The 13,093-nt window shown below is 67.2% G+C and carries 11 protein-coding genes; all 11 read right to left on the reverse strand.

Translation table 11 applies throughout. The features are described 5' to 3' along the window. Positions 1-1,060 precede the first annotated feature (1,060 nt). On the reverse strand, positions 1,061-1,219 hold the full coding sequence (locus K9S39_RS13175; protein ID WP_248863531.1) for a hypothetical protein: 159 nt from the start codon (positions 1,217-1,219) through the stop codon (positions 1,061-1,063). A 258-nt stretch (positions 1,220-1,477) separates the two neighbouring features. Continuing rightward, positions 1,478-2,680 (reverse strand): phage major capsid protein, encoded by a 1,203-nt coding sequence (locus K9S39_RS13180; protein WP_248863532.1) that lies wholly within the window; start codon positions 2,678-2,680, stop codon positions 1,478-1,480. A gap of 322 nt (positions 2,681-3,002) precedes the next feature. Beyond that, positions 3,003-3,230 (reverse strand): hypothetical protein, encoded by a 228-nt coding sequence (locus tag K9S39_RS13185; protein ID WP_248863533.1) that lies wholly within the window; start codon positions 3,228-3,230, stop codon positions 3,003-3,005. After that, positions 3,227-3,631, reverse strand: a complete 405-nt coding sequence (locus tag K9S39_RS13190) for a hypothetical protein (protein ID WP_248863534.1) — start codon at positions 3,629-3,631, stop codon at positions 3,227-3,229. Before K9S39_RS13190 ends, K9S39_RS13185 begins: the two co-directional genes overlap by 4 nt. Before the next feature lie 279 nt (positions 3,632-3,910). Beyond that, entirely contained in the window at positions 3,911-6,343 is a 2,433-nt protein-coding gene (locus tag K9S39_RS13195) for a bifunctional DNA primase/polymerase (protein WP_248863535.1), read from the reverse strand. After that, on the reverse strand, positions 6,340-6,633 hold the full coding sequence (locus K9S39_RS13200) for a hypothetical protein (RefSeq protein WP_248863536.1): 294 nt from the start codon (positions 6,631-6,633) through the stop codon (positions 6,340-6,342). Before K9S39_RS13200 ends, K9S39_RS13195 begins: the two co-directional genes overlap by 4 nt. A gap of 90 nt (positions 6,634-6,723) precedes the next feature. Next, entirely contained in the window at positions 6,724-7,017 is a 294-nt protein-coding gene (locus K9S39_RS13205; protein WP_248863537.1) for a hypothetical protein, read from the reverse strand. Beyond that, complete coding sequence (locus K9S39_RS13210) at positions 7,017-7,913, reverse strand: tyrosine-type recombinase/integrase (RefSeq protein WP_248863538.1); 897 nt, start codon at positions 7,911-7,913, stop codon at positions 7,017-7,019. Before K9S39_RS13210 ends, K9S39_RS13205 begins: the two co-directional genes overlap by 1 nt. A gap of 106 nt (positions 7,914-8,019) precedes the next feature. Next, positions 8,020-9,573, reverse strand: a complete 1,554-nt coding sequence (locus tag K9S39_RS13215; protein ID WP_283112311.1) for an RNA polymerase sigma factor — start codon at positions 9,571-9,573, stop codon at positions 8,020-8,022. Between the two features lie 404 nt (positions 9,574-9,977). Beyond that, complete coding sequence (locus tag K9S39_RS13220) at positions 9,978-10,970, reverse strand: FadR/GntR family transcriptional regulator (RefSeq protein ID WP_283112312.1); 993 nt, start codon at positions 10,968-10,970, stop codon at positions 9,978-9,980. 121 nt (positions 10,971-11,091) lie between these two features. After that, complete coding sequence (locus tag K9S39_RS13225) at positions 11,092-13,035, reverse strand: ABC transporter ATP-binding protein (RefSeq protein WP_248863540.1); 1,944 nt, start codon at positions 13,033-13,035, stop codon at positions 11,092-11,094. Between the last annotated feature and the right edge of the window lie 58 nt (positions 13,036-13,093).

The following is a 13,093-nucleotide window of genomic DNA, read 5'->3' on the forward strand; positions in this document are numbered from 1 at the left end:
TCGTCGGCGTGATCGAGATGGATCTCCTGCCCGCGAAGCATGATCTCGCCGCAGCGGACACAAGGCTGACCCCACGCCTGCTCCCTGGTCTGCTCCGACAGCTTCCTGTGCTGGTAGCCGTACCTCGGCCGACACCCCGGACAGTGCGACGGGTGACGTCCAGGCCCGCCGCGATCATGCCGGAAATCCCGCCCGCAGCCTTTACAGGTGATCGAGATGTGCTTGTCGGCCATTTCAGACCCTCCCGACGCAATGCGGGCACAGCGGCGGCCGTAGGCGGCCAGGAAGCCCGTAAATCACTTTTCCGCACTTCTGGCACGGCAAATAGCTCGGAATCATCGTTTTACCTCCGAAATTCGCTGAAAATAGTCTACGCGCGTCGAAAAGAGCCGAAAAGTGCCGTCTGGCCTCTGATCAGCCCTTTTAGCCCCTCAAGATCGTTCCGCTGGGCGTTTTCGGCGGGGAGAGGCCGGATAGCGACAGCAGAGCCACAGACGGTCACGAAGTAAAGGCGCGCACCCACCCCCCCGGCCCCGCCGGGCGGGGGTGCCCTGGTACCACCGGCGGAACCGCCCGTGCTCCCGCCGGTGGTGCCGCCCGCGGTCCCGCCTAGGTCGCGCCGGATGGGACCACGAAGGGCACGCCACGGGGCCCCATAGGGGGCACCTGACACGGGCCTGGATGGGACCCATGGGCACCGGATGGGACCATATCGGGGGCCTGGATTGGGGGCATCTGAGGGGGGGCTGCATGGGACCCAATTCGGACCTTGCATGGGACCCAATTGCGCGAATTACTCTTTTAACGACTCCAAAACCCGAAAACCCTAAACCGCATGTGCCTGATACCTACGCACACGCACCACGCACCACACGGCAGGGGCAGGCAGGGGGCAGGGTGGGGGTGGGGCAGGGGCAGGGTGGGCAGGGGGGAGGGGAGGGGTGGTGGGGTGGTGGGTGTGCATGTAGGTAGATGTAGTTAGTAGATGTAGATGTGCAGCATGTGCACACAGGCAAGGGTGCAAGCACACAAGGCAAAGGCAAGTAGGTGTGCTGTTGCGTCACACAACAATGTGAGGATGCACAGTCGTGATGGCTTTGTCTACGTAATCCAACCAGGCTTGACCATGCTGCCGGTACATCGCATCCGACTGCTCCTGAGTGAGCCCTTGTTTGCGGAGCCACTCCTTAAAAGCCTCGCCCTTATCTTCATCGCCCACAACAACCTCCCCTGCGTAAAAGCCCCGCCCTCCGGCAGGCCGACAGAAGGGGGAAGAACAGCCTGCCGGAGGGGGAGCCCCCGCTTTCTTGTACCGCGCAGGACCCCCGAAGAATGGAAAGGGGTCCTTGGCCGGAACCACGAAAAGGCGGCTTTGACGCGGCCGGAGAAAGCAGGGGCCTCGATGGCCAGCCCCGGAGCGAAGGACGGAGCCGGGCCACAATGACGAAGAACCGAAGGCCCTCGCCACGCTATTGAGTTACGCCGCCGGAATGATGCCCTGCAACCGCACCACAGCCTTCGGGTTCGGTACGACAAGATCGGCCCGCATCACCGCTCGGACTTCCGTTTGATCCTGATGGAAAAGTCGGGACCTATCGGTTTCGAGCCGCGTGTCCTCGCGCATCACCGCGACGATCTCCGACGCCTGGTAGATGTACGCGGACGAGGCATCCGTGGCAGTTCCCTGCGTCTCCGTAATGGAGAGCTGACTTGAAAGGAAAACCGGGACGCCGTAGATCGATCGCTGCACGCCGTCCGTACCAGCACCAGCATGCTGCTGAAGAAGCGCCTTATTATTGCCGGTCGGAGCCTCTTTGACCTGGAGCAAGTCCTTCCATGTCCGTGGATGCATGACGATGGCGGTGGCGTGAGCGTTCTGTTCTTCCAGCAGGCCGATTGCTTCGGCGTACTCGTCGAGGTCCACGGGCGCGGAGCCATTGGTGCCCATGGAGACGCTTTGGATGCCCGTGACGTTCTTGATGCCCCGGATTTCCGGGGCCGTGCCGGACCCCTCAAAAAAGCCGAGGTCGAGCTTGAGTGCGAGGCTTCGGATCATCTGCGTCGCGGACACTTGCAGGACAGCCGGATTACTGTCCGCGACGACTTCGTTGGAGAGGACCTGCAAGGCCGCGAGCTTGCGGGGCGTCGCCTTGATCTCGTCGGCGGTAGCATCGGTGGCCGTGATGGTCGCCGCTTCTGCCGTCCAATTCGCCGCAGTATCGGCGGTCAGCCTCGGAAGGATGAACTCGTGAGCCGACGTGCTGATCGTGGTGAACCCGGAGGTGAGTCCGACGCTCGTCGCCGCGAGGCGGTCCCAGAAAGTGTTCGAATACTGCGTGGGTGAGAATGCGCCGCCATTGGTGGTGCCGGAGGTGGTCCAGCCTTTCAGGCCCGCAGCGAGCCATTCGCCGGCCTTGGTGTCGCCGCCACGCAACCCCGATGCATGGTCGTCACCATAATGGCTTGAGTTGTACGTCTCGTAGCCGCGTCGGCCGCTAGCCTGCCGCTGCACGCCCTTCAGTTCGTCTATCTCGCGATTAAGCTGCTTCACGCGGTCCAGCTTCTCCGCGTTGGTGCCCTTGATACACGTGACCAGGCTCAGGTCGCTGTCGGGTCCGGCTTCGCGGAAGATTCGCCGGAGTTCGTCTTGTTTCGCCTCTAGGGCGGGGAATTGCGCCATGGGGTTGTCCTTTTCGGAGCGCGTTGAGGAGTGACTTCGCCCCGGGGACGAGACCACGACTCGTCGCGCACGGTTTTCCGGGACCACGACCCGGAGGCTGACGACCGGTGAAGTCTTTCCGGCCGCTGGCCCTTGCGCTGTTGGCCTGTCGGGCTTCCCGGGAACAGCGGGGGCATCGCCCGCGCCGCTCGCCCCCGGGAATCCGACCCGCAGACCACCTACGCAATACATATTATAAACATCGTCAGGTGTTTTAGGCAATTACTTCGAGGGATCTCCGAAGATCAACAAGTGGGGCAAACGCCCCAGATGACGATCTCGATCACTCCTCCATCAGGCGGCGGATTTCGTCCCGGACCCTGCAGATCTCCTGTGCCATTTCGAAACTCAACAGTGACTGCATGATCATCAGCTCCTCCAGGCGGTCGCTCACCGATTCTTCGCTCATCTCGCCGATGTCGAAAAGCACCGCGAGCTGCTTCGCCCGGTCGTAGAGATCATGGCTGAATTGCCGGATCAGCTCGGCGGCATTGGCATTCGATTCCATCATTTTGGCTCCTTGGTGCTGCTGTCGGTGTCGGTGGTGCGGAAGCGGAGCGCGCAGGAAAAGGCATGTGTGCCGGTTAGGGCGTGCTCCATGCACAGGAGGCACTCCCGGCCTGGCGCCCACCGCTCCGGGCCCTGAGAGCCCTCTGAGGCGGCTTCTACGGCGGCGTCGCCGCACGGATCCAGTCGCCGGGTCATCCAGTCGCCCCCCCCCGGGCCGGGCTCGGAGGCATCCGGGGCCGGGTCGTGGCCGTGGACAGTCAGGGCGCGATCGAGTTCGTAGCGTTCGATGCGCTCGGAGGCCAGGTGTCCGAAGCCGGTGCCGCCCGGCCGGTGCCGCTGGTACCACGAAGCGCGGGCGACGGTCCATCTGGTCCAAGCTTCAATGATTTGCTCGCGGGTCAACCAGGCATGATCGTCTTCTCTCCAGTCGCTCGGAATGAATTCATACAGGCGCTGCCGTATAGGCATTTGCTTGATCCTTTCCTTGGTTGTTGATCTCCGTTGGGATCTCTGTCAGGGGTGGACACGTTGGACGTTTGTCCACCCCCCCCCTCGAAAATCGCGGTTCCTAAAAAATCATGAAACGCTCTGACCTGGGGAAATGAAATGTCAATATTGACTTTCAAGAGGGTTTTGAGAGAGAGGGGGTTGGACATGTCCAACGTCCAACCTTGTTGATCTTCATGGTGTGTTCCGTCCCAGCTCCACATGCTCGTCATCCGGCTGGATGAGCCAGCCCTGGGCGATCGCGTACTCCAACGCCTCATCCCGCAGATGCCGGTCCCTTGAGGCGAGAGCCGTGCGCGTCTTCCCCCTCGGCATCCGTTTCCCGTCCGCGCGGTACACGGCACGGTGGATGACCTTCGCCGCACGGATGACCGCCGCCTCGTGCTTCCGGCCGTCGACGTAGACCTCACGGTCGCCGTAATGCAGCTTCTTCAGCTCCCGCTCCCTCTCCTGCTGCAGCCGACCGCGAGCGATGAGGTGGTCGCGTACCGCGCACGAGGTGGTCCACACCAGCCCGGACAACGCCCAGTCGCCGTCGGTGACCGACCTGCGGCCGCCGAGCAGAGCCAGCAGCGCGGCGACCTTCATCCGCATCAGATGCCCGTGCCCGTCCAGCACAGGCGGCACGACCTCGCCCCGCCCGACGGCCAACTTGTGCCGCCGTATCTCATCCCGGACGTTCTGCGGGAAGGCGATGCTCAGCGGCCCATAGGGGAGCTCGGGGAGGTGGAGGTGCGGCGGCCAGTCGACGCTGTCGGGGATGGTCGGGTCGGTCGCCCACAGCCACAGGAAGCGTTGCGGGGTGCCCGCCGCCGCGTCCGCCAGCAGAGGCCGCGCGGTTTCCGGCTGGAACCCGACGACCATGCCCAGCGCGTAGCTGCCCCTCTTGACGATTCGAGTGGTGTCCCTGTTGCCGTTCGACTGGCCGAGCGTCTGCCCGGTCCAGGCGCGGCGGAGGGTTTCGCCGACGGTCGCGCCGTTCCGTTCCCACATCTTCGTCATCGCTTCGCCTTCGTCGGCGTAGATGGTCGCGTTGTGGCGGACCTGCGCGCGGACCTTGACGGTCTTCGGTTTCCCGTCCTTGTCGGGTTCGGTGACTTCGGCCCAACCCATGTAGAGCTCCGCCAGGCCCTCACCGCTGCCGAGCGGACTACCGTCCCGGAAGTCGGAGAACAGGGGAGGCGGGAAGACGTGCGTGGCACATTCGTGGGCTTGGGACTTGCCGGCGGCCGAGGGGCCCGCGAGGACGGTGAACAGGTTGAGGCTGGCGTCTCCGAGCCCGGCGTCGGCCCGCACGGTGTGGTCGACCATGCCCGCCATGCGGGCCAGGACGGCACCCAGGACGGCGTCGGCGGAGCATGCTCGGGCGTGTGCCGCTTGCCGGATGAGTTTCAGTTCGGCCCGGTGCCAGAACTCTTCGGGGAGGTTCAGCCCGGCGGAGGGCGTGGGCGGCGGGCTGTCCGTGTCGTCGCCGAACACGGTGCCGCTGATGAGGCCGTGCGCGACGTCGCCGCGGGGCTCCCGGTCGCCGTAGCCCTGGTCGGCCAGCGCTTTCGCCGCCGCCCGGTAGTCCCCGCCGTGGTGCAGCACGGCGTATGCGGCGAACTTGGTGTACGGATTCTTCTTCGGGTCCGCGTCGAACTCCGTGCTGGTGGTGAAGACGTAGAGGCGGTCGCGGTCGGTGTTGCGGCCGGTGGTGGCGGATGTGCCGAGGCGTTTGCCGGGTCGCCGCCAGTGGACGGTGCTGCCCTGGGTGTAGACCTGTTCCCAGCCCTGAGGCTCAAGGATGTCGGCCCAGGTGTGGCGCTGTTCGTAGTCGTCGCCGGGCTTCAGCCGCCCGTCGTCGGCGGCGGAGATGCTCTGCGTGGGTGGCGGCGCCTCGGCTTTGGCGGGCATCTGGTCGAGCACGCGGGCCACGGTGAACAGGGCGTCTCGTTCGTCGGCGGTGATGGTGGCGAGCTGGTCGGGGCCGCCCGTAACGAGCCACCATGGCTTCCCGGTGGGGTGTACGGGGCCGTGGGAGGGGGCGACGATGACGAAGCCGCCTTCGCCGCGGGTCTCGATCAGGACTTTGATTTTGTCGGTGGGGTCGTGGGCGAGCTCGTCGTCGGTGGCGGGCCTGCTGGCGAGTTTGGTGTTGCCGCCGACAGGCTCGCCCGTGACGCGGTAGAAGAGGTGGAACCCGCCGGACGGGGTCTGCTCCAGGTAGCTGCACTCGATGCGGTCGAGGACGTCTCCGAGCCCGGAGTTCCGGGCGATCTCGATGAACTCGCCGTAGATGCCTTCGGTGACGGCGCGGCCCTCAAACTCCAACATTTCGAGGTTGTCGGAAACCTGTCCGCAGACGACGCCGACGCCGAGCTGGGGGTTGTCGGCGAAGTGCTTCCGGAGCGGGAGCAGGGGCATCCGCTGGTTCTGGTATTGCTTCCAGGCGTTGACGGCGGGGCGTTTGGTGCCGTCAACGCGGACGGGGAGCACGGAGGCTCCGGCTGCGTGCCAGGCGGTGGCCTGGGCGACGACGGCGGCTTCGGCTATGCTCATGGGTGAAGCCGCTGCCGCCGCTTCCTCGGAGCCGCCCTCGCCGGGGCGGCTTCGTTCGTTGGTCATGCCGCCGCCCCGCCTTCGCGGCGCGCGGCGGCCTTGGCGGCGCGGACCTGGGATGACTTCAGGGCGAGCGTCTTGAAATACCGCTTGCGGGCATGCTCGGCGCGGCGTGCGCGCTCTGCGGGGTCGAGGACGCCGTCGGGGTCGACCTTGCGCTCAAAGCGGTCGAGAAACGCCTGGCGGGCGGGAAGAGTGTGGGCGGCGGGATCTTGGCAGTTCGCCCACAGCTCGTGGGCGGCGATCTGTGCCCGCAGACTGAGCTGTTCGGGGGTGAGGGAAGTGGACGCAGCCACCTGGAACCTCCACGTGATCCGTGGTCGGTTGCAGGTGCTCGCCTACGTCTACATGTTCAGGAAGCCGGAGCGCCCGAACGAGCTTGAGAGCTAGCGTACCGCACGTGCCCGAAGCGTCGTCGGCCTGCCCTTGGTTCGGGCGGCGACCACCTTGGGCTTCACGTTGTCCATGCCGATGTCCAGGCGACCGTGAGTCGGGCAGTCCACGTAGGGCACGGTTTCGAACCTGCGGCCCCGCCAAAGAGTGACGATGCCCTCTTCTTCGCTCCATTCGACAGTCGCGATGCGGTCACCGCATTCGCCGCAGACGATGTGCACGAGAGGCGTGCCGCGCTTCAGGTAACTGCCGATGACCTGTTTCCAGAACTGGTGGATGGTCGTCATCACAAGTCTCCGAGGTTCAAGCGTCCCGCCTCTTCAGCGGCACGCTGCGACGCACTGGCCCGGACATACCTGTGGAGCATGTCCGGGCGGGTCCATCCGGCGACGGCCATCAACCCTCCCTCCGAGCCGCCCGCGGCGAGCCAGCGGGAGGCGGCGGTGTGCCGGAGCAGATGGGGGTGAAAGCCCGTCAGGTTGGCGCGTTCGGCGCGGAATTGGAGGGTGCTGTACAGGCCGTCGTAGGAGAGTCCCTTGCCTCGGTCGCCGAGCCACAGCGCCTCGGTGTGGGCGAGCCGATGCTGCTTGCGGAGGCGCAAGTAGCGGACCAGGCTCTGAGCGGTCTGCGGTCCGAACGGGACGACGCGGCCACGGCCGCCCTTGCCTCTGACGATTGTTGCTAGACCCTGCTTCACATCCACACCCTCCAACGTCATGTCCACAACCTCCCCGGCTCTCAGCCCGGTTTCGATCATCAGGCGGACGATGGCCTCGTCGCGCCGGTCACGGAAGTCCGGACCGCGACAAGCGGCCACGAGCGCCTTGCACTGCTCGTCGGTGAGGGCCTCGGTCACCTTCTCGTCGAGCTTCGGCGGCTTGAGGTCCGACAGCTGGTCCGCCGGTATCTCGCCCTCCTTGGCCAACCACGCAGAGAAGCGGCGTACGGCCAGCTGTCGCGAGCGGGCGGTGGTGGCTTGGGCTCCGTCGGCCAGCAAGCACGAGATGAAAGCGTTGACGGTCGGCCGGTCGAGCGCGGGGGCGTGGCCGGTGAGGTCTGCCCATCGCAAGAAGGCTCGGACGCCGTCGGTGTAGGTCTTGACGGTCTGCGGGGACTTGCGTTCGGCGCGGAGGTGGATGGCCCAATAGTCGAGAAGGTCTTGGATGTCCTGTTTGTCGTCCATATGGCCTAGCGTACGCCCGTGCATCCTGGGTGGGACCGCTGTGCGACACAGAAAAACGCCCCCGATCCGCGAATCCGCAGACCAGGGGCGTTCCGTAGGGGTTGACTTAATCCAGGTAGTCGCGCAGCACCTGGGAGCGCGACGGGTGACGCAGCTTCGACATCGTCTTGGACTCGATCTGACGGATCCGCTCACGCGTGACGCCGTAGACCTTGCCGATCTCGTCCAGCGTCTTGGGCTGGCCGTCGGTGAGTCCGAAGCGCATGGAGACCACGCCGGCCTCGCGCTCGGAGAGGGTGTCCAGGACCGAGTGCAGCTGCTCCTGCAGCAGCGTGAAGCTGACCGCGTCGGCCGGGACGACCGCCTCGGAATCCTCGATGAGGTCGCCGAACTCGCTGTCGCCGTCCTCGCCCAGCGGGGTGTGCAGCGAGATCGGCTCGCGGCCGTACTTCTGGACCTCGATGACCTTCTCGGGGGTCATGTCGAGTTCCTTGGCCAGCTCCTCCGGGGTGGGCTCGCGGCCCAGGTCCTGGAGCATCTGGCGCTGGACGCGCGCGAGCTTGTTGATGACCTCGACCATGTGGACGGGGATACGAATGGTACGGGCCTGGTCGGCCATGGCGCGGGTGATGGCCTGGCGGATCCACCACGTCGCGTAGGTCGAGAACTTGTACCCCTTGGTGTAGTCGAACTTCTCGACCGCACGGATCAGACCGAGGTTGCCCTCCTGGATCAGGTCCAGGAAGAGCATGCCGCGGCCCGTATACCGCTTGGCGAGGGAGACGACCAGTCGGAGGTTGGCCTCCAGCAGGTGGTTCTTCGCCCGGCGGCCGTCCTCGGCGATGATCTCCAGCTCGCGCTTGAGCTTCGGCGCGAGCTTGTCGGAGTTCGCCAGCTTGTCCTCGGCGAACAGACCCGCCTCGATGCGCTTGGCGAGCTCCACCTCCTGCTCGGCGTTGAGGAGCGGCACCTTGCCGATCTGCTTCAGATAGTCCTTGACCGGGTCGGCGGTGGCGCCGGCCGCGGCGACCTGCTGCGCGGGGGCGTCGTCCTCGTCGTCGTCGGACAGGACGAAGCCGGCGTTCTCCGCGCCCTCGGCGGGTTCGGCAGCCTCGACCTTGCCGGGGGGTGCCGGGGTCTCCTCGGTCGTCACCTCGTCGTCGAGCAGCTCGTCGACGTCCTTCTTGGAGGCGGTCTTCTTCGCGGTCGCCTTCTTGGCGGTGGCCTTCTTCGCCACCGTCTTCTTGGCTGCGGTCTTCTTGGCCGCGGCCTTCTTGGCAGGCGCGGGCTCGGGCTCACCGGCCGGGTCCGCCACAGGGGCGGCGGCCGCGGCGGTGGCCTTCTCCACCGTGGCGGTCTTGGCCGCGACGGTCTTGGTGGCGGTGCGCTTTGCCGGACTCTTCGCTGCGACGCTCTTGCGGGTGCGCTTGGGCGCCTCTGCGGCACTGACCATCAGCGTCACACCCTCCTCGTCGAGGATCTGGTTGAGGCTGCGCAGAACATTCTTCCACTGGGTTGGCGGAATCTGGTCAGCCTCGAAGGCCCGACGCACGTCATCGCCGGCGATCTGCCCATCAGCCTTTCCCCGCTCGATGAGCGCCATCACAGACTCGGACTCGGCGATCTCCGGCGGGAGCGTACGGGATGTGCTGGCCGACACGAACAACCTCTCGGAACGATGGAAACGGCTTCCGACCCCGTCCACTCTGGATCGGAGCCGACGACCGCCGGTGGGGATGGACCGACGGCGCGGGGGTCAGCCGGGGAGTTGCACAGCGTCACGCACGCCGTCCGTATCCCCTCCTCGGCTATCACCTCTTAAGTCATCGCGCTTCCCCGAAGAGCGTTACGCCCAATCCGCGTGGCCCGAGTCACACCACATATCGACCTATTCCCAGTCATATGCCATGCAACCCTCCCACGGTCCGGCGCCGGATCCGGGCGACGCCCCGGATCCGGCGATCTTGTGCGCCTTCGACGCGTACGGTGCGCCCCGTCCGGGGAGGAGCGCGGGACACTCGGCCGCTCGATGCCTACGCTCCGTACGCGTCCGGGTACGGGCCCTCAGTGTTCGCGGGGCGCGGGGACCACATGGTCCGCGGGCGTCCCCGAGCCCGGTCCACCGCCCTCCATATGGGCGGCGAGGAGCTGGCGCATCGCGGATTCGGCCGCGGTGGCGTCACCGGAACCGATGGCGTCGACGATCCGCATGTGCTGGCCCACGGAGGTCTCGACCGGGCGCTCGCAGCCGCCGGACGGGCCGCCGGAAACGTGCAGGGCGGCGGTGACGATGCCCGAGAGATGCTCAAGCATCCGGTTGCCGGCGAGCTGCAGCAGCAGGGTGTGGAACTCGGCGTCGGCGCGGGCGAAGGTCAGGGTGTCGCCCTGGGCGGCGGAGTGTCCCATGATCTCGACCATGTCGGCGAGCCGCTGCTGGACGTCCTCGCGGCCGTGGCCCGCGGCGAGCCGGGCGGCGAGCGGCTCGATCGTCCAGCGCAGCTCACACAGCTCACGGCGCTGGTCGTCGCGCTGCGGTCCGTACGCCCGCCACTCGATGATGTCGGGGTCGAGGAGATTCCAGTCGCTGACCGGGCGCACCCGGGTGCCCACATTGGGGCGGGCGCTGACCAGGCCCTTGGCCTCAAGGACGCGCAGCGACTCACGGACGACGGTGCGGGAGACCTCGAAGCGCTGGCCGATCTCCTCGGGGACGAGCGGGCGGTCGGCGCCGAGATCGCCAGAGACGATCATCTGGCCCAGCTGTTGGACGAGTTGGCCGTGCAGGCCGCGGCCGCGGCTGCCCGCCGCCCGGCGGCCGGCCCGGCCCATATCGGCTTCGGAGGCTTCCCATGCCGGTGCGACGCGCTCGGCGCGTTCGGCGCCGGCCGTACTGGCGGCGTTCGCCGCGTTGGCATAGGGGTAGCGGTCAAGCTCGCCCGGACCTGCGAGGCCGGTGTCGCCGGGGCGAGCCGCGGTCATCATGGTGTGCGCAAGGGTACTCACGCATCCTTTGTCGGCGACACCCTGAACACCCTTGAGGTCTTTGGTGAAAAGCACACGAAAGGGTGATCTGCCGCCATCTCGCAATTGACGCTTTATCGGAAAGAAATGTGCCTTCGACGGCGAGTTGCAGACACGGGGCGCAACAACGGTGCCGTAAAACGCGCGCCGTCCGCCGTCAATGTGTCCGCCTGCGGCGCACGGTGAGGGCATAGGCGCAGACCAGGGCGGTCAGCGACAACGTCATTGCGCTGCCTACGGGTTGAGTCGCCAGTCGCATCACGACTGATACACCATGGTCGATTCCGGAAGGCCATCCCACGGGAGTCAGCGACCTCAGTCGCCCCGGGAGGCCGCTCAGGGAACGAGCAGCGGATTCAGCCACCACGCGTTGCACGAAAGGCACCACCACGACCGGGACGGCGAGTACCGCCGCCAATCCCATTGCGGTGGACCGGAATACGCCGGCGGCCAGTACGCCCGCCCATGCGCAGCCGACCAGCAGCCCCGCCCAACCAGCGGTGAGAACAGGCAACTCGGCGATGCCGGTGACCGATTCCGGACCGAACAGGAAGCGGGCAGCCGCGCCGTTCGCGGCGAGTACGCAGGCACCGAGAGCCAGCGCGCACGCGCCGCTGACCAGAAGTTTGGCGACGAGCAGGCCGAGACGACGGGGGACGGTGCCGCGTTCGGGAGCAAGCGCCGGGTAACTGAACTCCTGACCAAAAGCGAGCGCTCCGAGCAGGCCGGCGCCGAGTGCCGCCGGAGGGAAGGGCAGTTGACGGGGCCAGCCGGTCAGCACACGTGACATCGGGGCGTCGCCATGGCGGGCCAGCAGCAGCGCAAGGGCCAGCGAGAAGAGGATGGACGTAACGGTCACGAACAGACCGGTGCGGTCACTGACCGTACGGCGCAGCTCGTAGCGGAGCGGCCATGCCGGGCCGGGGGCGGGCAGACGGGGAATCGTGAGGTGTTCGGCGGACGGTGGCCGCGTGGATCGCGCCGGGCGGGGCGTGGGGGTCGCGGGTTGGACGACCGGGAGGGTGACGGTGTCGGACGTCTCGTCGACGCCGGGGGTGGTGATGTCGTGGTCGGCGGGGGCGGCGACGTCGGTGGAAGGGGTGGCTTCGTTCTCCGGGGACTGTGTTGTGGGGGCGGGATCGAGCGGGATGTCGGCGGCGGGGCGCGGGGACCGGCCGTCGGCACGGTGGAGCGGGGTGACGGGGCCGGTGTCACCGGCCTCGTCCGCGAGCCGGTGCACGAGGATGCCGTGCCGGAAGGCGGTCTCTCCGACAGCGGCGCAGGTGCTCCCGTAGACGGCGATGCGGTTGCCGCTCTCCTGTACGACCTCGATGGCGCGGCCGATGGCGGGGTCCGCGGCGCGCTGGGCGCGCTGGGACTCGTCGATGAGGAGGGAAGCGAGGCGGTCGGCCTGCGGGGAGCGGACGACCACCCGGGGACGCAGCCGGGTGCGGGCGAAGTCGGCTGCGTCCTGGTCGGCGACGAGCCGGCCGTCGTCGACGGTGACCACGCGGTCGGCGATCCGGGCGGCTTCCCTGGCGTCGCGGGAGGTGACGAGGACGGTGCCGCCTTGGGCGGCATAGCCGCGCAGCATGGTGTGCAGCCATGCCGCCTCCCGCGGCGCGACTCCCTCGGACGGTTCGTCGAGCACAAGGGTGTGCGGGTCTCCGAGGAGGGCCGCGGCCAGGCCGAGCCGGCGGTCCATGCCGCGGGAGAGCCCGCCCAGGGACTGGTCGGCCAGTCCGCTGAGGCCGACGAGGTCGAGCATGTCGTCGGCTCGGCCGGCCGGGACGCCGGCTGCGGCGCTGAGCATGCGCAAGTGCCCGCGGGCCGTACGGGCGGGGTGACCGGGGACGTCGCCGAGGACGACACCGAGTTCACGGGCGGGGTTGGGTACGTGGTGCAGCGGGCGGCCGCGGAAGAGGGCGACGCCGCGGCCGGATTCGAGTTGCAGCATCAGGCGCAGGACAGTCGTCTTGCCCGCGGCCTCGTCACCGAGGAGCACGGTGACGAAGCCCGGCCGTGCCTCGAAGCTGAGGTCGTCGACGGCGGGCGGTTGTTCGCCACGGGGTTCGCTGGTCAGTCCGATGGCCTGGATCATCGCGTCCCTCGCGGGGCGTGAGACCGTTGCGAGGCAGCCGGGGGTACGAGAGGGCTCA

Origin of the sequence: Streptomyces halobius (assembly GCF_023277745.1) — a bacterium.
GTDB lineage: Bacteria > Actinomycetota > Actinomycetes > Streptomycetales > Streptomycetaceae > Streptomyces > Streptomyces halobius.